Below are 19,482 nucleotides of genomic sequence, written 5' to 3' on the forward strand. Positions count from 1 at the left end.
ATAACAAGTGTTTCCCACCCGCATAGCGGGTGGTTTTTTGTATCAGAGCTAACATTTTTCAAATGTCAGCTCCGATACTGGCTAAAGTCCATTAATAAAAAGGGATTGAAATTTTATTTTCAATCCCTTTTTTGGATAAAGAAAATAATAATGGTGCTAATTAGGATTAATACCTAAATAAGTTTTAATTTTCTTTTCAAGAAAATCAATATGTTGGTTAATTTCAGTTTGTTGCTTATGAAGTTCATCAAGTTGAAAAAATAGTAGTCTAAGTCGTTGAGGAATTGTGGAGTCTCCTTTGTATCTTAGGTCAGCGTATTCTTGCATATTTTTAATAGACATTCCCGTCTTTTTTAATCTAATAATGAATTGAGTCCACGCTATATCAGAGTCATCATAGTATCTACGATTATTTTCTTCTCTGTGTGAGTAAATCAATTTTTCTTGCTCATAGTATCGAAGTGTGGGAATAGAAAGTCCAGTTTTTTTAGCAAATTCTCCAATAGAATAGTAAGCCATAATATTTCCCCCCCTTTTTTTATTATTTTAGCATAATTTTTAAAAAATCAAAAAATTTTCAGTTTTCTCTTGACATAAAGTGCACTTTACTATGTAAAAGACATAGCATCAAAGGAATTTGATATAAAGCTAGGAGAGGAGGTAATACCATATGGAAGTGGAAGAAAGACGAAAAATTGGTTTGAAATATCTGAAGACCATAGATGGTGAAGTTGGTGATAAAGTCATAAAAGCCCTTGATGGAGTGGCAGGGGATATTGGAAATTATATTTTAGAATTTGCTTTTGGCGAAATTTATAATCGTAAGTCACTTAACCTAAAACATCGAGAAATGATTACTATTACAAGTTTGCTGTCGCAAGGTGGAACAGGACATCAACTTAAAGTTCATATTAATGGAGCTTTGAATATTGGTCTAAGTCAGGAAGAAATTCTTGAAACATTTATCCAATGTATCCCATATGTCGGTTTTCCAAAAATTTTAAATGCTGTTGACTCAGCAAAAAATGGATATAACTGATATTGATATCTTTGAATTGAATGAAGCATTTGCTGCACAATCAATAGCTTGCATAAGACAATTGGGAATCAATGATATGGATAAGGTTAATCCTAAGGGTGGTGCCATTGCTTTAGGGCATCCAGTTGGAGCTTCAGGAAGCAGAATACTGACTACTCTAATTTATGAGTTAATTGAAAATAAAGGAAATTATGGAATCGCTTCTCTGTGTATCGGTGGCGGAATGGGAGCAGCGACTCTTATAAAAAATGCAAATAGCAATCTGTAAAGGAGAAAAAAGTATGGAACAAACGAAGAATTATACTTGTATTACTGGAGCCAGTGCTGGTATAGGAGCGGAGACAGCAAGACAATTTGCAAAATTAGGAACGAATCTTATTTTAATTGCTCGGCGTCAAGAACGACTAGAAAAATTGAAGCAAGAGATTTTGAACCATTATCCGGATTTAGATGTTGTTATTAAAGTTGTTGATTTATCGAAGTCCAGTAATGTTTTTGCTCTTTATGAAAGCTTGAAAAAATATCACATTACTACTCTAATAAATAATGCTGGTTTTGGAAATTATGATAAGGTTGAATCTCAAGGTTTAGAAAAGATAATAACATTAATCCATCTAAACATTGAAGCTTTAACAATTCTATCAACTCTATATGTGAGAGATTATAAAGATTGTAAAGGCGCTCAATTGATTAACTTATCATCTAGAGGCGGATACATGATGGTTCCAAATGCAGTTACATACTGTGCAAGTAAATTTTATGTCAGTGCTTTTACAGAAGGCTTGGCATTGGAACTAGAGGCAAATCAACATCAATTAAAAGCTAAGGTTTTAGCTCCAGCTGCCACAAAAACGGAATTCGGTCAAGTTGCTACAGATTCGAAAGAATACAATTATGATGAGCATTTTGCTAAATATCACACAAGTGAAGAGATGGCACAATTTTTGATGGAATTATATCAAAGTGACAAAGTTGTTGGTTTAGTTGATGTTACAAATTTTGAATTTCATCTTAGTGGACCACTACTTAATCATTAATTATTTTAATAAATAGAGATAATATGTATTGAATAATAATAGTTGCAGCCATTTTATGACAAGAAAAAAGCTTCTGAAATGTTAGATTACAGAAGCTTTTTGTCTATCTATTATGATTTAAACTTATTCAAATAAAAATGTTTCCAACAGGGTGAAAAGAACCTCTAAATCGTCTAGAGTTCATTAACATAACGCAAGAACGTATTATGCAATAACATACTTTTGCATATTACGCTATTGCGTTTTTACTTATTAGGATGCCTCCGCCTTGTTTTTATTTTACAAGAAGCACTCCGCCCCGCCGGCAATTATTTTTTCTCCAAAAGCTCTATCGGATTTCCCTCATAAAGATAAATTATGCTGTCGTAGCGCTGAACAGGAGCACTCTTCACCCGATAAGAATTCGGTAAAAAGCGCATAAGGAAAGAGTAGCCCTCTCCCAGTTGCAACATTTCCATCGGCGTATGAATCAGCTGATAGACTTTGCTTTTCTCGTCTGTAATACTTGAAAAATACAAGGCATATTGCTTTCCCTTTGCAAATCTTGCCTGCGCGGCTAAGGTGTCTACCGAAACAAAGCGCTGTACCGTTCTCTTTGCTTCTCCAATCACCTTGATATTGTCTGTTACTTTCCAGACGTCCGTTCCGATGGCATAGTAGGCTTCCCCGAAGTCCTTTGTCAGAAGCACGCCCATGCTGTTATAAATCGGATTTTCCTTCTGAATATGTCCGTCATGCGCAGAAATAACGAGCTTTCCGGAACCGATTTTTTGCTCTATTTCCAGGATTTTCTTCACATTTTCTTCCATATCCCGGTCCCGAAGGACAGAAGAATTCTCTTTGGAAAGCCAAGTTTCCGCGGCTTGTCGGACGGTATTTAACTCCATCAGAAAGTCTAGATTCTCCTTAAACGCTTGCTTATTTGTACCCTCCTGCTCATCCGCTGTGTTTCCCGTCTCCTTCTGCGCCTCTTCCGGATTCTTCTCCGCCTTTTCCTTTAAGCTGTCCAAAAAGGCAATTACTTCTCCGGCATTCTTTTCATTTAAACTGAAATTCTCACCCTTTATGCAGTCCAGATTTTTTGCAAACTCTTCTTCGCTCGTCAGCTTGTGAGACAGGCTGTATTCCTTTAAAAAGGCATAACTTCCCTCCGGATCCTGCATATCAAAGCCGTAGAAGCGAACCTTCTTCTCTTCCGGAGCACTTTCATTCCACTCCCGCATCCAGGAAATGAGCTCTGCCATTTCTTTGGTATGGTAAATGGGAAAGGCGAACTTCTGTGCCATTTCCTCGGCGCTTCCTTCTCCTCCTTGAATATAGCGGTTAATTTCCGCACACTCCCCATAGTCTGCTTCCAGAGCAAATGCCGTAAAGCCCCGTTTCTCCACCATTTCCTTGAAAACAGACAGCTTCAGCTCCTGCATTTCTTTACAGCCATGGGCAGCCTCTCCGATAGAAAGAATAGAAATATTCTCCGGTATATACTCTGCGGAGAGGGGCTTCATTTCCGCCTGAACTTCTTTGATTTCGCGGTGAGCCTGTAATTCCTCGAACTTTAATTTTCCAAAATAAAGCAAAATACAGACAAACAGAAAGGCTAGCAACGCAAGAACAATTTTTCCTGCAAGTTTCAAAAGTTTCCCTATCATTTTCATCTCTTTCTTCCTCACTTTCCCTGTTCCAAAACCAAACGCACTCTAAGAGGATTTTCTCATTTCACAATCCGCACCCGTTCCGTAAAAAATATCTTCCTATTCTACTATCCGCGTATACGCTTTCTTGGTCAGCCGGAAAATCACAAGATAAACCAGTGCGAAGACAAGAAGTACCGCAGACAAACAGCCGGCATAAAGGGTCAGGCTTCCTACTCCGAAAAGTCCCAGTAGCCTGAAAACAATCTTGGAGGCTACGAGGCAGTGAAGGGTAGCCACCGCTAAGGGGCCGAAGAATAGCCATAGAATCTGAGCCGCTCCGGTCTTCTGAATCAAACGGTCGGAAAGCCCCAGTTTCTTCATGATTTGCATCTTTTCTCTGTCTTCATAGCCTTCGCTGATTTGCTTGTAGTAGCTGATTAATACCGTTCCTGTTAGGAAAATGATGCCAATCAGCACCCCTAAGAATAAAAAACCGCCGTTTACTTCATATTGCGATTGAAGGTACTCTTCTTTATTTTCTACCGAATACCGATAGTTTCTCTTGAAATTTTTTTCCGAAAACATCTTCAGCTCTTTCTTTAAAGCTGTGTACTTCGTCTGATATGCCTCCTTGGAAATCCCTTTCAGATTCCAATGGGTGCTAAATTCGATGACCGTAGAATCACCGCTATGCTCCTTTGGCTGTAAATATTTTTCTATATACTCCATAGTGGCAAGATCCCGTACCACAATGCCGTAGCTTCCTAAAGCCACCATATCCACCGGTAAGATATTCTGAATTTCGCTCACCTGAAACACCCGGTCTCCAATTTTCAAACTGCTCGGATTCTTCAGCGTATTTCTATTGTTGCAAAGCAGGATTTCATTTTCTCCTAAAGTAATGTGCTTTTGAAAACGGGCATTGTAGCCAGCTAAATCATAAAGGATAATCATATTGGGGTCTTTAGCATTCGCCATGTTCTCTTGCTTTTGGACAGGCAGGATTTGACCTTCCTCTACATAACCCGCGGTAGCAAGCGTTGCCATGCTATATAAACCCTCTACCTCGGTGGGCGAATTCACGCTTTCCAGCACCATTTGGTTTAAAGACTGCTTCAAGTCTTCCCCTTCCTTTTCCGGATAGGAAAATGGGGAAAGCTCCATACTATATTCTCTGGAAAATAAACTGTTTCCCTTATTCTGAATATTTGCATACATACAAATGGTGGTGGCAAGGCTCAAAATCACTCCTGTACTTAAGATGGAGATGCTCGCAAGGGAAATCGCATTTCCCTTGATACGATAGAGAAGTCCGCTGATGCTTAAGAACTTCTCCGGCCTGTAGTAAGAAGGGCGCTTTATCTCCATTTTCAAAATCAGCACGGAAAAGGAAATATACAAAAGATAGGTCGCAAAAATTACTGCCAGTACTGCAAGGAAAAAGTAATTAAAGGAAGACAGTAAGCCTTGAATCAAAAGTGCAACCCCGTAACCGATACCGAGTAACAGGAAACCGATAAGAGACAGAATCACTCTCGACTTCGGTTCCCCCTCCCCCTCATGTCCTTTTTGTAAAAGCTCCATCGGGGTAGAAAAGGAAATCCGAAAACTGCTGCGTAGCAAGGTGAAAAGATAGAGGCACAACAGCAAAACTGTAGTATAGAACAGGGCGGAAAAACTGAAGGGAAAGTCCATCAGCCTCCCCGACACATCTTTCATGATGAAATTCAGCATGAGAAAGACCATTTGTCCAAAGAGATATCCCCCCACAATGCTCAGTACGAAGATAAAGGCAAAGAGGAAGAAAAATTCAATGGCAATAATCTTTCGGATATGCTTCTTCTCCAAGCCCAAAATGCCATAAAGCGCAAACTCCTTATTTCGTTTCTTCAGCATGAAATTGACTGCATATTGGATAAAAATAAAGGTGAAAATGCAAAGAAGAATCGTACCAACTTGGATAAAAAGGGGCAAGTCCCTATGACGGGTTTCAACATAATGATTTCCCAGTAAGGAAGCCATAATAAAGAAAAGCATCCCCATAATCCCGGAAGAGAGTACAAAGGGTATTTCTAAAAGCCGATTTGCCTGGAGATTTTTCAGAGCGAAGCGTCTTGCCATAAAAAAGCTCATGCCTATGCCTCCCTTCCTTTTCTCTCTGTGAAAGCATCTTTTTGCGCTATCTCCGTTGTCATCTCCGTTGCCATCTCCGCTTGCCTATCGTAAAGACTATCAGGGCGAAGCGCATTCTGCTGCTTGCTCAGTACAAGCTGCGCCTCGGAGATGCGTTCCATAAAATCACGCTGTCCCTCCTCATTTCCCCGATAAATCTCATGGAAAACCACGCCGTCTTTGATAAATAAAACTCTATCGGCATAAGATGCCGCCCGAAGAGAATGGGTTACCATTAATATGGTCTGTCCTTCTATATGAATCTTATGGAAGAGCTGTAAAATCATCTCTGAAGAGGCGGAATCCAACGCACCTGTAGGCTCATCCGCAAGCAGAAGAGAGGGGTTCGTTATGATGGCTCTGGCAATGGCGATACGCTGTTTTTGTCCTCCGGATACCTCATAGGGATACTTCTCTAAGAGCTCCTCTATTCCCAGAATCCCCTGCATTTTCGCTAGGCGCTCCTGCATCAGGCTTTCTTTCTCTTCCGATAAAACAAGGGGAAGGAAAATATTATCCCGGTTATTAAACTGATCCAAAAGATTAAAGTCCTGAAAGACAAAGCCCAGCTCCTTTCTTCGAAAGACGGAAACTTCCTCTTTCTTGAGGCTTCCCACATCCCTTCCATTTATTAGAAGAACACCGGAGCTGGGGCTGTCCAAGGTAGCAAGGATATTTAAGAGGGTGGTCTTTCCTGCACCGGACTCTCCCATAATCGAGATAAACTCCCCCTTTTCCACGGAGAAATTCACATCCCGAAGGGCTTCCGTGCTAAGATTCTTGGTCTGATAGACTTTCTTGATGTTTTTACATTCTAAAATGGACATTCGTTTTAAACTCCCTTCTACTGCCTAGCTTCCTTTCCTTTTCAGGAAGCCTTGAAACAAGAAGAAGTATAAAACGAATATCCGATTTGTGCCTTTATTTAAAATGACAAAAAAGGTGGGAAACTTACAGAATTGTAAGATTGAAAGAGCTTAGCTTGGAAAATGCAAAGTAAAGCAGCTTCCCACTGCCACGGTAGATTCCACCGATACGGAAATCTGTAAAAACCCGGCAATCTTCTGCACCATATAGAGTCCCAGTCCACTGGACTTCTCCGTAGCTCTGCCGTTAAAGCCGGAGTAGCCCAAGTCAAAAATCTTCTTTAAGTCCGAAGAAGGAATCCCGATTCCCGTATCCTGTATCCGAAGATAAGAACTTTCCCGGTCAAAAGAGAAGGTGATACTGCCTTCTTTCGTATACTTTAGAGCATTGGAAAGAAGCTGCTCTAAGAGAATCGAAAGCCATTTTTCATCACTAATCACTTCCGCCTTTTCTCCGTTGCCATCCGTGCAGAGTCCCTCATAATGAAGGGAAAGTTGTTTTTCAATAAAAATGGGGGCGTACTTTTTGAACAGACGTTTTAAACAGGCGTCCAAATCCACCGGATGAATATCCATATCGGAGGAACGGTTCTGCATTTTCAAATAATTCATCGCCATGTTGCTGTACTCTTCAATATAAAACATTTGCTCTGCGAGCTTCTTTTTATGCTCACTATCCGTTTTTCGAAGAAGGAGCTTGGACACGGTAATCGGCGTTTTAATCTGATGTACCCAGAGAAGAAAATACTCGGAAAGCTCCCTTTTTTCCTCTATCCTCCTGCGTTCTTCTTCCTTTTTCTCCTCCTCCATCCGTTCCAAAGCTTTTTCCAAGCTTTCCTTCCGAACAAAGGAAAAGTAGCCTAGGACAAGATAGACAAAGAGTAAAAAAGTACTCAGTTCAGTAGCTAAAGCAAAGTAGTTCAGGGGCAAATGCCCAAAGAAAAAAATCCCTCCGAAAAGGGACAGCAAAAGTAGGAAAAAACCGAAGAGCTCATATTTCGTTTGAAGATAAGCTTGAATCTGCTTTTTTATCTGCATAGTGTTTTGCTGTCTCCTTTTTGCACTGGATTTTTTTTCGATAGTGACTTTTTTAAGTAGTGACTTTTTGATCAGCAATTTTCCTCAATTATTCATTTTTTAAAGCCAAAGAATACCCAATCCCTTTCTTGGTTTGAATCAAATCCTCTAAGCCCACAGCAGAAAGCTTTTTTCTTAGCCTTGTGATATTAACGGAAAGGGTGTTGTCATCCAGAAAATCCTCTCCCTGCCAACAATGGTTCATAATTTCCTCTCTTTTTGAAATTCCTCCCTTGGCTAAGAATAAACACTCCAAGATGAGCAGTTCCGTCTTTGTTAAATCAATTTTGAATTCTTCTCCCTGAAGAGCTGCCTTAGCTAAGTCCAGCTGCAATCCATGAAAGGAAAGCTTGTCCTGCACTGCGATATATTCGTAGGTTCTTCGAAGCAGTGCCTGAATCTTCGCCCTTGTCACATATAAATCAATTGGCTTCACGATATAGTCATCCGCCCCGAATTGCATAGCCTGTACCATATCCATGGGCTCTCCGTGAGAAGATAAAAAGAGGATGGGTACATGGGAAAATTTGCGGATTCTTTCTGTCCAGTAAAAACCGTTATAACAGGGTAAGCTGATGTCCATAAGAATCAGCTCCGGATTACACTCTTCCACTTCATCGCTCACTCTTTGAAAATCCTTTACGGATTCTACCGTATAGCCCCATTGCATAAGCTCATCCTTTAGTAAGCTTACAATATTCTCTTCATCTTCTACAATAAAAATCTTCATCTTTCCGGCCTCACCTAATCTATCCTTTTTTCTCCCTTACAGCGCCCCCTTCGGGCAGACCTTTACACATTCCATGCAAAGGATGCAGTCCGTCCCGTTTTTTCTCTTCCTGGAATTATCCGTCATTTCCACATCCATGGGACAAACTCTCTTACATTTTCCGCAGGAAATGCATTTGTTCTCATCGCAACGAATGCGCACCAAGGAGAAATAACTCATAGGCTTAAGGAATACGGTAACCGGGCAAATGTATTTGCAAAATGCTCGGTTATCCTTGCAAAAAAAGGCCAGAGCAATCCCCACAAGATAATAGGCGAGATTTCCAATGAGGAAGGCCCAAAACATAATCCTTTCCAGATTCCCCAGCTTCATAAGAAATAAAGCAGATACAAAAAGTAGTGCTAAAGTAAAAGTCAGATAACGAATCCATCCAAAGTTTTTTCTTGGAAGTTCTCTTGTCTTATATGGCAAAAAATCCAAAACCATAGCAGTCCAGCAGGCATAGCCGCAGAAGCCTCTTCCAAAAATCAGCGGCCCGAAGATTTTCGCCACCGCATAATGAATGGTAGCGGCCTCGAAGACACCGGTAAACAAGTAGTACCAAAAGCCCTCGATTTGCATATTTTCCCGGTTGATAAGCCCTAAATAAACAAGCATATACAGCCCCACCAGAAGCTGTACCACACGGCGGGCATAGGGATATTTTCTTCCAAGCAGAAAAATTCCGAAAGATAGTGAGATTCCAATATAGCTAAAGTTGAAAAGATAAAAAAGATTCTGCTTCGTAAGCCAAAGGCTCACCGCTACTGCTTCAAAAACACCGCCAATCAGAAGTACCAAAGCATATTTTTTCAAGAAATCTCGCAAAGAAAGCTCCTCTCATATATGTATATAGTTATGTGTAAATAGTTATGTTTATACCTATGTATATATTTATGTTCATCCTTTTTACAGGATTTCTCATACAAAAAAATTCTATGTTTATACTTCAATATTTTCAAGTTCTTGCTCAGGAACAAAAACACAAAAAAGAGCGGAAACCGCTCTTTTTTACTTCCTCCTATATAGGCTTTTCCAAACCAAAAATCTTCAGCTTCTCAATGTATGATTGAAACGTTTAGCCCAACAAAGTCATAAGAATCGGCACAACGAGAATAAAAAGCACGGTACTGATGGTCACCACATTGGTGGAAAACTCTACATCTCCGTCTCCTTGGCTGGCCAAAATGGGGAGAACCGCAAGAGCCGGTGTAGCCGACTGAATCACAAAGGTATTGAATTCCTTTGTTGGCAGTCCTCTTCCTGTAAAGAAAAGTAAAGCATACATGATGGCGGGGGCAAGAATAAAACGCCCCACCACCGCAACTACAGTGTCTTTATCTAAGTGAATACTCTTAAGCCCCGCCTTTGCAAGAATAATTCCAATGTAAATCAAAGACAAGGGTGTTACAATATTCCCGATATAGGTCAAGGTATTTTCAGCAAATGCGGGCACTGAAATTCCTAAAAGTAAAAATACCAAAGCGATCAGAAAGCCCACAAGAGGAGCCGGTAAAAGCTTTTTCCAGTCAAACTTTGTTCCATCTTTCTTTTGCCCTCCCACACTGTCCGAGGTCATGATATAAACGCCCAAGGTCCAGGTGGAAATCGTATTGGTAATATAATAAATCAGGAAATAGGGTATAGCCTCTTCCCCAAAAAGAGCAACATTTAAGGGAAGCCCAATGAAAATGGTGTTGGCATTTACAAAGGTATTCATCATGGTTCCCCGTCTTCCGGCACGAACTCCGCATAGCTTCACCGCCAAAAAGCCGAAAATATAGGTTAAAGCAAAGGCTCCAAAGGTGTAAAGCAAGCCTCCCAAAAGGCTGATGAGCTTATCTACGGTAAGATACTTTAATACCGAGACAAAAATGGAAACCGGTAAAGCCACATTCATAATAAGCCGGGACAGATTCGGTCCGAAGCTCTCCGAAAACCAGCCTTTTAGCTGCAAAATATAGCCGAGAGCGATAATCACGATAATCGGAATAATACTTTGTATCGAGGTGAGAAATACCGTCATTTTCTCCTCCTTTATTTATATTCCGGATACCACTTTAAGTCCTTTACCGCCTTTTCCATATCCTGCTCTTTTGCACGGGCAAGTCCCTGCTCCTTTGCCTTCTTTGCCACCGCTTCCGCTACTTTAATGGAAACCTCGCCCACATACTTAAAGGGAGGAAGCACCGGTGCACCGGGCTTTGTGATATCGGTAATACCGGACAAGGAATCTGCTGCTGCCGCAATCATTTCATCGGTTAAGAGACTTGCTTCCGAAGCCAGCATCCCAAGGCCCAGTCCGGGATAAATCAGGGCGTTATTTGCCTGCCCAATGATATACTCCACACCCTTATAAAAAACAGGGTCTGCCGGAATACCGGTTGCTACGAAGGCCTTTCCGTCTGACCAGGTAATCAGGTCTTCCGCCGTTGCCTCTGCCAGTTCCGTCGGATTGGACAAGGGGAAAATGCAGGGGCGCGCAGTATTCTGACACATCGCTTCCACAACTTCCTTGGTAAAGGTATTTGGCTGTGTAGAGGTACCTACAAGAATCGTCGCCTTTACCGTTCTTACTACCTCAGCCAAGTCCGTTAATTTGTCTGCATTTGGAAAGTCGGAACGTTTCTTCGCAAAGGGTTTCTGCTGGGGTGTTAAATCCTCCATATCATCAAAGAGTAATCCCTGCTTATCCACCATAAAGAAACGCCGGTAAGCCTCTTCCTCGGATAAGCCCTCTCTCATCATTTCTCTGTGTACGCGGGAGGCAATACCGGCTCCTGCCGTACCCCCACCAAAACAAAGATAAACCTGATCCCTAAGCTTCTGTCCGCTGATGGCCATTGCCCCAAATACTCCGCCTAAGGTTACGATTCCTGTTCCTTGAATATCATCATTAAAAGTTGGGATTTTGGTACGATATTTTTCCAGAATATTCGCAGCGTTTCCACGGCCGAAGTCCTCCCAGTGAAGATAGAGTTTGGGGAAAAGACGCTCAGCAGTCTCTACAAATTGGTCGATAAAGTCATAGTAACGATCTCCTCTGACACGCTCATGACGATTTCCCAAGTAGTTGGGATTGTTTCGTAGTTCTTCCCTGTTGGTACCGGCATCGATAACCAAGGGGAGAACGCAGGCCGGATCAATTCCTGCAGCACCGCTGTATACCATCAGCTTTCCTACGGAAATATCCACACCATTGGTGCCCCAGTCCCCTATTCCGAGAATAGCTTCCGCATCGGTTACCACAATGAGACGGATTTCCCTGTCTCCTGCGGCGTTTTTCAAGGTCTTTTCAATATTTTCCGGATGGTTAATATCCAAATAAGCCGCATACTGAGGATCCACAAAAAGATCACTATAGCCCTCAATGGTTAACGAAACCGTGGGATCATAAACAATAGGATTAAATTCTGCCAAATGCTTGGAAAAAAGATAGTAGAAAAGAGTACGATTGGTGTTGAAAATCTGCATGAGGAAGAGACGCTTTTCAAGGTCATTTTCCTTCTTTTCCATCTGAGCATAGGTCTGTGCCGCCTGCTCTTCAATGGTCTGCACGTGGGGAGGCAAAAGTCCGATCAGTCCTAATTTCTCACGTTCCTCCATGGTAAATGCCGTCCCCTTGTTTAAAAAGGGATTGTTCAAAATTTCATGTGCTTTCATAAGATTCCTCCTACTCATTAAGGAAAAGAGCAAACTGCCCTGTGAAGATGGTCCAGCCATCCGATGTACGCACAATCTAACATCGGTATAAATAATATTCAACAACATCATAAAAAGTTTAACAGAATCTACACACTTAACAGAATGAACACAATTACAAAGCAACAAGACTAAACACTTGTTTCTATGCGGTGAAGTTTCATTACTGTCAAGGAATCGTTGGCAACTCTATCATACAGCTCCTGTCCTTAGTATTTTTTTGCCAACTAAAATTTTACTCTAAGAAGACAAGCTATAAAATATAGGAAATTGTAATGTGACTAAATTTAAGCTATAATATGGCCATATTTTAGGAGGGCATATCTATGAAAATTATTCCTATGCGAGATTTAAAAAATACAGTAGAGGTAGAAAAGCACTGCATTAAAGAGCAGGGTCCTGTTTATGTTACCAAGAATGGTTACGGGCGTCTTGTTGTTATGGATATAGAGTATTATGAGAGAACCATGCAAAAGATGTATGAAGCAAAAGCTGTTATAGAGGGGCTAAAGGATCTAGAAGAGGGTAATACTAAAGACGGAGCCGATATCATTCGTAAGTTAAAGGGGAAATATGAACTCTAGATTTCAGTATCGCTTTTCCAAAAAGGCAGAAGCAGACCTGGATGAAATTCTATCCTATATTTCTATAGAGCTTTCCAATCCGGATGCCGCATCAAGCTTTTTAAAGGATTTACAAACAGTAATAGATTCTATATGTGCTATTCCTAAGATGGGAAGAATTGTAGAAAATGAATTTCTCCCGGATAGGGAAGTAAGAAAATCTCTTGTAGGAAATTATATCCTATACTACCTTCCTGACACGAATGAAAAAATAATCTATATCCTTCGCATTCTTTATGGCCGGAGAAGCTTAGATGAACTGGTAAGAGAGATAAATAATAATTAGAATTCTTCCTTCATAATTTATGATATACCCGATTTATCTCATGAGCAGGCAGCCCCGATGCATTTATTCAACTCAACCCGACTTTTTTGCTTTGAATTTTCTTTCCATCCCCGATTTCTTGTGATAGCATAAAACGGCTATTAAAGTATATGGGTAGGGAGGAGAAAATGAGGGTTATAGTATGTGGTGGTAGAGATTTTCAAGATAAAGATTTTTGCTTTAGAAAATTAGATGAGATTATTTCTCCTCTAAAGAATATAGAAATTGTTTCCGGTAATGCAAAGGGCGCAGATGCATTCGGAGAGGAATATGCTCTAAAGAAGGGACTGAAATTATCCGTTTTCAAAGCAGACTGGAAGAAATATGGTAGAGCTGCAGGTCCTATTCGAAACAGAGAGATGTATCATTATGCTTTAGAAGATCATCCCATGATTATTGCCTTTTGGGACGGGGTCAGTAAAGGGACAAAAAATATGATAGATGTCGCTTCCAAAAATGGGGCAGATATTCATATCGTAAAGATTTAAGGAGACTACTATGTATAATGGAGATGAAAGACTTATTCATGATGGAAAATATCTTTCCAATACAATGCTTGATTTTTGGAAATGGGCATATTCAGACATACTCCATAATATGCAAAGAGGAACTTTTGCAGAGTTTATTGTAAAATGTGCTTTGGAAAATATCGGCATTCAAACCAATGAAGAACAAGCGAGCATAAAGCCTTATGACCTTAATGGTCCTATTATCCTCTCCAGCGGAAAACCTGCACGAATAGAGGTGAAATCTGCCGCATTTGTTCAAACTTGGGATATCAAACACCCGGATAGAGCGAACTATAATATTGCCCCGGCCAAAATGCCCGATGAAACCGGAGATTATCCATATCTTTCCGGAAGGCAACGAAATAATGATATCTATGTATTTACACTATATACTGCAACAGATAGGAGCGAAAATATATTAGATTTATCCTGGTGGGAGTTTTATATCCTTCCTACTTATTTAATTGAAATGGATGAAAAACTGGTTCTACAAAAAACAATTTCTCTAAAAACTGTAAAATCTCTTTGCCCGGTACTTTCCTTTGAGCAATTGGGTGATGCCATCCAAGAATGCTGTAAAAAAATCCCTATACATGAGTACCGTATTTTTCCATCTAATACTTAGATAATTTATATCTTAAATGCAAAGCTGAGAACCTAAAACTAACAATGTGCAATTGGAATGGAGGTTCCTTCAATGGCGAACACAAAACGAAATATTGAAAGTAATAAAGAAAATCCTGAACAGGCGAATCAGCTTTTTTCTGAGCTTAGACTAAATGATATGACTATAGCCGCCATTAAAGAGGGTCGGCGTATTGCCTTAGATAATCACGTAAAATCATATAGTACTATGGATAGCCTTAAAAAGGCTTTGGGCGTATAAAACACGAGGCGGCAGTGATTCTCACTCTATTATTCTTCTTTTACTCAGAACTATTTAAGGAATGAACCGGAAAATAAAACTATTATACAGTCTTAATATCTAATTCATTTCCTCTCCCCACTCCTTCAGAAAGTCCTGCATCAATTTATCCCTTTTCTCTGCCATTTTTCGTGCAGAAGGGGTGTTCAACTCCTTGGAAATGAGTAAAAGCTTATCATAAAAATGCTCAATGGAATTCTCCAAGCTTCTTCCGTGGCTTCCACCAAACTGAAAGCAGCGGGCAATGCCGACAGCACCTATCGCTTCCAGTCGGTCTGCATCCTGTACAATTTTTCCCTCTATCGTCTCCGGAGTTTTTCCCCTATTTTTGCTAAAGGAAACGGAATTAATGTTCTTGCAAATCTCCTCAATGACTTCTGCAGAAAGTTTCTCTTGCTCCAAAAATCTTCTGGCATTGGCATTATTTTCCGTATGGAAAAGCTTATGATCATCGCAGTCATGCAGGAGGGCAGAAAGGGCTATAATTTCCTCTTCTCCCCGGCCTTCCGCTTTAGCAATCGACATCGCATTTTTATATACCCGCAGGCTGTGGGAAGGGTCATGCCCATCCCCATTTCCCTGAAATAACTTTGTGATGTACTCTATTGCTCTTTCTATTCTAGTTTTTTCCATAAACAATATATTCCTCTATAATGCCACTGTATTATCCATAGATAAACTGGGAAACATAATAACATTATTCACTATATTCTGCTCTGCTTCCCAGATGGTAAGCTTTTGTTGCATATTCATCCAGCTTTCTACAGAAGTCCCGGTTGCACGACTGATTCGAATCGCCATTTCCGGACTCATAGAGACCTTCTCATGTACAAACTCGGAAAGTGCCTTTCTGCTTATTCCCAACATTCTTGCAGCTTCTGTAATAGATAGATTTAATGGTTTCAGAACATCCTCAAGAAATACATTTCCCGGATGTGTAGGTTTTCTCTTCATGGTCTTCTCCTTCTTTCTCCTAATGGTAGTCTTGATAATCCACCAAAAAAGCATCCTGCTCCTCAAAGTAAAATGTTACAAATGTCAATCTTTTACTCCAAACTTTCGCATCTCCTCAATCAAATCATAGATCCTGTCTCCGGAAAGAATCATTGCCTTTCTGTCCTGAAACAAGGTTCCGTAACGCTCTTCCATCTTCTGCCAGCGCTCTTCCATTTCCTTTTCTTCCCGTTCTTTTTCTTCCATGAAAATGTCGGCAAAACTAAGCTGTCTTCCTTCATTTTCCTCCAAATGGTAAAAGCCTTCCCCGATTAATCGCACCCTTCGCTTTGGAATCTGCTGCAAGAGAGCAGAGGCATTTTTATATAAGGAGAATGCGCTTTGGGTACTTTCCGAAATGAGAGCGGAACGGGTAATGGTTTTCATATCTGCGAAAGTGATTTTCAAAGAAACCCCTCTTGCATAGAGCCCGTAGCGCTTCGCCCTACTCTCTACTCGAAAGGATAAAAGAAACAAAACATCATCCAAAAAGGAATAGTCTGTTACGTCCTCCTGAAAAGTCATTTCTTTACTGATGCTTTGGGTATCCTCCGGACGATAGGGCACTACCCTCCGATGGTCGATACCGTAGGAAAGCTCCAAGAGCATTTTCCCCTGATTTCCCAGAAGGCGAAGCACTTCCTTTTCTTTTTCCTGTAAATCTTTCACGGTATAAATCCCAAAGGAATAGAGCTTTTCCGCTGTTTTCTCTCCTACCGTAAAAAGTGCCCGTACATCTCTGTCTCGCAAAAGCTCTACATAGTCTTCTCTTCTTTGAATCATAAAAAAGCCATTGGGCTTTTTCTCTTCGCTGGCGGTCTTTGCCGCTGTTTTCCCATAAGCAATGCCCACAGAGCAAGTAAGATGAAGTTCATCCTTTACCCGACTTTGGATTTCCCTCCCGATTCTTTCCGCTTCGGAAAAATCCTTGGCGACTTCCGTTAAATCCAGATAGCCTTCATCCAAAGCAATATATTCCGCCTGCTTCGTATAGCTTTCCAGAATCTCATGGAGCTCCTCTGACACCGCCTTATATTTTTCAAAATCCGGGTACAGAAAAACAGCCTTCGGGCAAAGCCGAAAGGCTTCCTTACTGTTCATGGCGGAACGAACACCATATTTTCTTGCCTCATAATTGCAGGTTGCCACCACGCCCCGCTCTGTCGGTTTTGCCCCGATAATCAAGGGCTTATCTTTCAGAGCCGGATTGTCCCGCATTTCCACGGAGGCGTAAAAGGCGTCCATGTCCACATGAAGAATGATTTGATTTTCTTGATACTCAGTTTGTGCTGATTCCTGCATTTCCGATATATCTTTCCTTCTACTGAAAAAGGATACTTTACTCCATCTACTTCTCTGTTTTCGTTTCTATCTTTATTTGCACTTTATCTTTTCCTATGCCAAACTTCTTCAAATCCACTTTTCCGTCCTTCACTTCCACTCCATCTTCCTCAAGGCGTTTTCTCTGCTCATCCTCTCCGCCGAAGGCAAAGGCAGGAGCAAGCTCCCCCTTGGAATTCACCACGCGAAAACAAGGAATATTCTCCGGATCCGGATTCTTATGCAGGGCATTTCCAACGGCACGAGACATCTTTTTATTCCCGGCCATCTCGGCAACTTCCGCATAGGTAGCCACCCTGCCTTTAGGAATCTTCTTCACTGCCTCGTAAATTCGTTTTGTGGGGGAATCGGAAATAAGAGCATAGCTTTCTGATATCATTCTTTTCAGCTCTTCCTCCGGAATACTGCCGTCTAAAACGATGCTATTCCAATGCTCTTTATTCTGGTGATAGGCCGGCTGTACCGCAGGATAAACTCTTCTCCAAAAGTCTCTCCATTCCGGATGCACCTTTACATTAAGATTCACGAAACCATTTCTTTCGTAGATAAGCAGAAAAGCTTTTTTATTTTCCTGAAAACGAATCAGCTCCCAATCCGCTGTACGGAAGGGATGGTCCGCATAGCTATCCGGAAAGGATAGACCGAATGCAATGGCTTCTTCTTTGGTTTTCATATTTTACAATTTACTCCTATTCTTCCCATCGTTCTTTCGGCTGTTAAGTCTTCCCAAAACTATTAAAGTATTTCTAAGACTTTTGCTTATTTTAGCAAATACCTAATCCCTTAGATAAAGCGGAGCCTCAGTTCTTACACCCTTTGCAAAATCTCCTCTTTGCAGCGTCACAAAATCCATATAGGGAACTCGATGTAAAAGATCTCGACAGCTTTCATAGATTTCCTTAAAGCATTCATGGCAATGTTCCTCCGGCATGTCCACAATAATCAGATAAGAAGTGGTACCATCCGAGTCGGACTTTATAAGCATATCCAGCATCGAAATCTCGGAATGTACCTTTGCAAAAGATATAAGTCTCCTATGCAAGGCTTCCACTTCTTCATTTTTCTTTGGATAGCCCAGCAGAACCTCCGTATCTTTCTTCACTTCCACGGACTGTACTTTCGCTTCCCCAAATTCACTTTGGTATCCCGGGGAACTCATCAGGTTATGGATAAGCTCCGGACTCACATAGAAGAGTTGCGGGCCATAAGGGTTAATCACAAAGCCTTCACCCTTAGTAAGCATGGACACAATTTGAGGGAAACCGGCAATCATGGTTTCTCTTTTCCATCCTGCCTCCATCTGCTGATTCATAGACTCCATTTGCTGATCCATGGCGCCTAGTGCAAACCAATCCGTAAATACCGGAAGGGCTGATTCTCCCCGGTCCATGGTAACATGAGGGATGGTAATCTTCATCCCCGCCTTTAGTGTCACAGTTTCATCCTTCTCTCCCTTTAGCAGGCTTCCGTCTGTCTCTATCACCACCAGGTAATGACTCCGCACCAGCTCTCTAAAAAAGAGATTCAGAAACTCTCCCTCTCCCTGTTTTTCAAAAAACACGCAACTTAAGCCCAAAAGATAGGGATTTTCCACCGCTTGATGCACATTCGCTTCAATCTGATAGGGAATGTCTGTAATTACGGCATATTGCCAGTCCGAAGAAAAAACATCTTTTTGAGAGAAGAAGAGCTTTACTCTTCTCTGCCCTTGGATTTCCGGTGTTTCCTCATGTTCCTCTTTTTTTACCTGATCCGCAAATGTCATACTTTCTTCTATCTTCATAATCGTTAGATGAGAAATAGTTCCATCACGATGCAGGGCATAAGCCTTTTCCCCTTCTTTGGCATTTCCAAAGAGTTGGCCTTCTACAGAAAAATAATCTTCCTCTACAGCTGTATAGCTTTCTGCCATCAGCGTAAAGCGAGTTCGCTCAGCTCCGCTATTATTTCCTTCTTGTTGCTCGACCTCACTATTTCTAAGAGTCTCGGAATCGATCCCGTTCTCAGTATTCCTTTGATTCTCCGGCTTTGGCTCGTCTTTGCGAGCAAAAAACTTCTTTAAACCTTCTAACATTCTATCCTCCCGAAGCTGTGTAATTTCAAACTAAATCATCTGCGAAATTCTCTTCGCCCGATTCCTTTTGTGCTATACTGTAGGCAAATTATTATATCTCTTGAAAAATTTTGGCCTCTCAACATTCACTCCAATCTCAAAAACATAAAAAGTAATCCCATGAAGTTCTAGAAAGCAATCCCACTCAAGTATTTTATCTTATTATTCCCCTGTATTCCATACACTTATTTATCTTCTATAGTTCATCTATAAGCTATAGATGACATCTTCCTAATATTTTGTATCGATGAATGCATCATTAAAATACTCTTCCTAATTTTAATTCATTTTATCTTAGTAAAAGTAATCATCTGATATTTTTCACAAGAAAATCACACCCTCTACTATGAAATAGGT

Annotated in this window: 22 protein-coding genes; 8 read left to right on the plus strand and 14 right to left on the minus strand. The window is 40.9% G+C overall.

Annotation, left to right across the window (positions count from 1 at the left end; all coding sequences use genetic code 11):
* Nucleotides 1-156: 156 nt before the first annotated feature.
* Nucleotides 157-519, minus strand: a complete 363-nt coding sequence (locus tag HNQ46_RS07865) for a MerR family transcriptional regulator (protein WP_183684204.1) — start codon at nt 517-519, stop codon at nt 157-159.
* Nucleotides 520-670: 151 nt separating this feature from the next.
* Between HNQ46_RS07865 and HNQ46_RS07870 the strand changes: the two genes are divergently transcribed.
* The 3 genes from HNQ46_RS07870 to HNQ46_RS07880 are packed head-to-tail and all read left to right on the plus strand — an operon-like array spanning nt 671 to nt 2,076.
* On the plus strand, nt 671-1,039 hold the full coding sequence (locus HNQ46_RS07870; protein ID WP_183684205.1) for a carboxymuconolactone decarboxylase family protein: 369 nt from the start codon (nt 671-673) through the stop codon (nt 1,037-1,039).
* A complete protein-coding gene (locus HNQ46_RS07875; protein ID WP_243155884.1) occupies nt 1,026-1,307 on the plus strand; it encodes a beta-ketoacyl-[acyl-carrier-protein] synthase family protein in 282 nt (93 codons plus the stop codon). Before HNQ46_RS07870 ends, HNQ46_RS07875 begins: the two co-directional genes overlap by 14 nt.
* Before the next feature lie 13 nt (nt 1,308-1,320).
* Nucleotides 1,321-2,076, plus strand: a complete 756-nt coding sequence (locus tag HNQ46_RS07880; RefSeq protein WP_183684207.1) for an SDR family NAD(P)-dependent oxidoreductase — start codon at nt 1,321-1,323, stop codon at nt 2,074-2,076.
* A gap of 308 nt (nt 2,077-2,384) precedes the next feature.
* Here the strand turns inward: HNQ46_RS07880 and HNQ46_RS07885 are convergent, their stop codons facing one another.
* The 8 genes from HNQ46_RS07885 to HNQ46_RS07920 all read right to left on the minus strand — a co-directional run bounded on the left by HNQ46_RS07885 (nt 2,385) and on the right by HNQ46_RS07920 (nt 12,257).
* The gene (locus HNQ46_RS07885) at nt 2,385-3,731 is read right to left on the minus strand and encodes an erythromycin esterase family protein (protein ID WP_183684208.1); all 1,347 of its coding nucleotides are present in this window, start codon (nt 3,729-3,731) and stop codon (nt 2,385-2,387) included.
* 96 nt (nt 3,732-3,827) lie between these two features.
* Nucleotides 3,828-5,843, minus strand: coding sequence for an FtsX-like permease family protein (locus HNQ46_RS07890; protein WP_183684209.1), 2,016 nt, complete (start codon nt 5,841-5,843; stop codon nt 3,828-3,830).
* A 2-nt stretch (nt 5,844-5,845) separates the two neighbouring features.
* A complete protein-coding gene (locus tag HNQ46_RS07895; RefSeq protein ID WP_183684210.1) occupies nt 5,846-6,709 on the minus strand; it encodes an ABC transporter ATP-binding protein in 864 nt (287 codons plus the stop codon).
* Between the two features lie 150 nt (nt 6,710-6,859).
* On the minus strand, nt 6,860-7,786 hold the full coding sequence (locus HNQ46_RS07900) for a sensor histidine kinase (protein WP_183684211.1): 927 nt from the start codon (nt 7,784-7,786) through the stop codon (nt 6,860-6,862).
* 88 nt (nt 7,787-7,874) lie between these two features.
* Complete coding sequence (locus HNQ46_RS07905) at nt 7,875-8,555, minus strand: response regulator transcription factor (RefSeq protein ID WP_183684212.1); 681 nt, start codon at nt 8,553-8,555, stop codon at nt 7,875-7,877.
* A gap of 36 nt (nt 8,556-8,591) precedes the next feature.
* The gene (locus HNQ46_RS07910) at nt 8,592-9,422 is read right to left on the minus strand and encodes a 4Fe-4S binding protein (protein WP_183684213.1); all 831 of its coding nucleotides are present in this window, start codon (nt 9,420-9,422) and stop codon (nt 8,592-8,594) included.
* A gap of 250 nt (nt 9,423-9,672) precedes the next feature.
* Nucleotides 9,673-10,620, minus strand: coding sequence for an AEC family transporter (locus HNQ46_RS07915; protein ID WP_183684214.1), 948 nt, complete (start codon nt 10,618-10,620; stop codon nt 9,673-9,675).
* 11 nt (nt 10,621-10,631) lie between these two features.
* Nucleotides 10,632-12,257, minus strand: a complete 1,626-nt coding sequence (locus tag HNQ46_RS07920) for a malolactic enzyme (protein ID WP_183684215.1) — start codon at nt 12,255-12,257, stop codon at nt 10,632-10,634.
* A 365-nt stretch (nt 12,258-12,622) separates the two neighbouring features.
* On the opposite strand from HNQ46_RS07920, the gene HNQ46_RS07925 reads away from it, so the two are divergent.
* The 5 genes from HNQ46_RS07925 to HNQ46_RS07945 all read left to right on the plus strand — a co-directional run bounded on the left by HNQ46_RS07925 (nt 12,623) and on the right by HNQ46_RS07945 (nt 14,639).
* Nucleotides 12,623-12,880 carry a type II toxin-antitoxin system Phd/YefM family antitoxin gene (locus HNQ46_RS07925; protein WP_183684216.1) on the plus strand — a complete coding sequence of 86 codons (258 nt, stop codon included), beginning with the start codon at nt 12,623-12,625 and terminating at the stop codon, nt 12,878-12,880.
* Complete coding sequence (locus HNQ46_RS07930) at nt 12,870-13,205, plus strand: type II toxin-antitoxin system RelE/ParE family toxin (RefSeq protein WP_183684217.1); 336 nt, start codon at nt 12,870-12,872, stop codon at nt 13,203-13,205. The genes HNQ46_RS07925 and HNQ46_RS07930 overlap by 11 nt, the downstream gene beginning before the upstream one ends.
* A 167-nt stretch (nt 13,206-13,372) precedes the next feature.
* Entirely contained in the window at nt 13,373-13,732 is a 360-nt protein-coding gene (locus HNQ46_RS07935) for a DUF2493 domain-containing protein (protein ID WP_183684218.1), read from the plus strand.
* Nucleotides 13,733-13,742: 10 nt separating this feature from the next.
* Entirely contained in the window at nt 13,743-14,378 is a 636-nt protein-coding gene (locus HNQ46_RS07940) for a hypothetical protein (RefSeq protein WP_183684219.1), read from the plus strand.
* Nucleotides 14,379-14,450: 72 nt separating this feature from the next.
* On the plus strand, nt 14,451-14,639 hold the full coding sequence (locus tag HNQ46_RS07945; RefSeq protein WP_183684220.1) for a hypothetical protein: 189 nt from the start codon (nt 14,451-14,453) through the stop codon (nt 14,637-14,639).
* A gap of 99 nt (nt 14,640-14,738) precedes the next feature.
* Here the strand turns inward: HNQ46_RS07945 and HNQ46_RS07950 are convergent, their stop codons facing one another.
* From HNQ46_RS07950 to HNQ46_RS07970, 5 genes are all read right to left on the minus strand, one after another.
* The gene (locus HNQ46_RS07950) at nt 14,739-15,311 is read right to left on the minus strand and encodes an HD domain-containing protein (protein ID WP_183684221.1); all 573 of its coding nucleotides are present in this window, start codon (nt 15,309-15,311) and stop codon (nt 14,739-14,741) included.
* 15 nt (nt 15,312-15,326) lie between these two features.
* Complete coding sequence (locus HNQ46_RS07955; RefSeq protein ID WP_243155885.1) at nt 15,327-15,686, minus strand: HigA family addiction module antitoxin; 360 nt, start codon at nt 15,684-15,686, stop codon at nt 15,327-15,329.
* Between the two features lie 30 nt (nt 15,687-15,716).
* Complete coding sequence (dinB, locus tag HNQ46_RS07960; protein ID WP_183684222.1) at nt 15,717-16,973, minus strand: DNA polymerase IV; 1,257 nt, start codon at nt 16,971-16,973, stop codon at nt 15,717-15,719.
* Nucleotides 16,974-17,019: 46 nt separating this feature from the next.
* A complete protein-coding gene (locus HNQ46_RS07965) occupies nt 17,020-17,685 on the minus strand; it encodes a methylated-DNA--[protein]-cysteine S-methyltransferase (RefSeq protein WP_183684223.1) in 666 nt (221 codons plus the stop codon).
* Nucleotides 17,686-17,787: 102 nt separating this feature from the next.
* Nucleotides 17,788-19,086, minus strand: a complete 1,299-nt coding sequence (locus tag HNQ46_RS07970) for an enhanced serine sensitivity protein SseB C-terminal domain-containing protein (RefSeq protein ID WP_183684224.1) — start codon at nt 19,084-19,086, stop codon at nt 17,788-17,790.
* Between the last annotated feature and the right edge of the window lie 396 nt (nt 19,087-19,482).

This window comes from Oribacterium sinus, assembly GCF_014202695.1.
GTDB classification, from domain to species: Bacteria; Bacillota; Clostridia; order Lachnospirales; family Lachnospiraceae; genus Oribacterium; species Oribacterium sinus.

Bases quoted from the DNA above. Each gene is read 5' to 3' on its own strand.
- HNQ46_RS07865 (WP_183684204.1), bottom strand. From the start codon at position 519: ATGGCTTACTATTCTATTGGAGAATTTGCTAAAAAAACTGGACTTTCT.
- HNQ46_RS07870 (WP_183684205.1), top strand. From the start codon at position 671: ATGGAAGTGGAAGAAAGACGAAAAATTGGTTTGAAATATCTGAAGACC.
- HNQ46_RS07875 (WP_243155884.1), top strand. From the start codon at position 1,026: ATGGATATAACTGATATTGATATCTTTGAATTGAATGAAGCATTTGCT.
- HNQ46_RS07880 (WP_183684207.1), top strand. From the start codon at position 1,321: ATGGAACAAACGAAGAATTATACTTGTATTACTGGAGCCAGTGCTGGT.
- HNQ46_RS07885 (WP_183684208.1), bottom strand. From the start codon at position 3,731: ATGAAAATGATAGGGAAACTTTTGAAACTTGCAGGAAAAATTGTTCTT.
- HNQ46_RS07890 (WP_183684209.1), bottom strand. From the start codon at position 5,843: ATGAGCTTTTTTATGGCAAGACGCTTCGCTCTGAAAAATCTCCAGGCA.
- HNQ46_RS07895 (WP_183684210.1), bottom strand. From the start codon at position 6,709: ATGTCCATTTTAGAATGTAAAAACATCAAGAAAGTCTATCAGACCAAG.
- HNQ46_RS07900 (WP_183684211.1), bottom strand. From the start codon at position 7,786: ATGCAGATAAAAAAGCAGATTCAAGCTTATCTTCAAACGAAATATGAG.
- HNQ46_RS07905 (WP_183684212.1), bottom strand. From the start codon at position 8,555: ATGAAGATTTTTATTGTAGAAGATGAAGAGAATATTGTAAGCTTACTA.
- HNQ46_RS07915 (WP_183684214.1), bottom strand. From the start codon at position 10,620: ATGACGGTATTTCTCACCTCGATACAAAGTATTATTCCGATTATCGTG.
- HNQ46_RS07920 (WP_183684215.1), bottom strand. From the start codon at position 12,257: ATGAAAGCACATGAAATTTTGAACAATCCCTTTTTAAACAAGGGGACG.
- HNQ46_RS07925 (WP_183684216.1), top strand. From the start codon at position 12,623: ATGAAAATTATTCCTATGCGAGATTTAAAAAATACAGTAGAGGTAGAA.
- HNQ46_RS07930 (WP_183684217.1), top strand. From the start codon at position 12,870: ATGAACTCTAGATTTCAGTATCGCTTTTCCAAAAAGGCAGAAGCAGAC.
- HNQ46_RS07935 (WP_183684218.1), top strand. From the start codon at position 13,373: ATGAGGGTTATAGTATGTGGTGGTAGAGATTTTCAAGATAAAGATTTT.
- HNQ46_RS07940 (WP_183684219.1), top strand. From the start codon at position 13,743: ATGTATAATGGAGATGAAAGACTTATTCATGATGGAAAATATCTTTCC.
- HNQ46_RS07945 (WP_183684220.1), top strand. From the start codon at position 14,451: ATGGCGAACACAAAACGAAATATTGAAAGTAATAAAGAAAATCCTGAA.
- HNQ46_RS07950 (WP_183684221.1), bottom strand. From the start codon at position 15,311: ATGGAAAAAACTAGAATAGAAAGAGCAATAGAGTACATCACAAAGTTA.
- HNQ46_RS07955 (WP_243155885.1), bottom strand. From the start codon at position 15,686: ATGCTTTTTTGGTGGATTATCAAGACTACCATTAGGAGAAAGAAGGAG.
- dinB (WP_183684222.1), bottom strand. From the start codon at position 16,973: ATGCAGGAATCAGCACAAACTGAGTATCAAGAAAATCAAATCATTCTT.
- HNQ46_RS07965 (WP_183684223.1), bottom strand. From the start codon at position 17,685: ATGAAAACCAAAGAAGAAGCCATTGCATTCGGTCTATCCTTTCCGGAT.
- HNQ46_RS07970 (WP_183684224.1), bottom strand. From the start codon at position 19,086: ATGTTAGAAGGTTTAAAGAAGTTTTTTGCTCGCAAAGACGAGCCAAAG.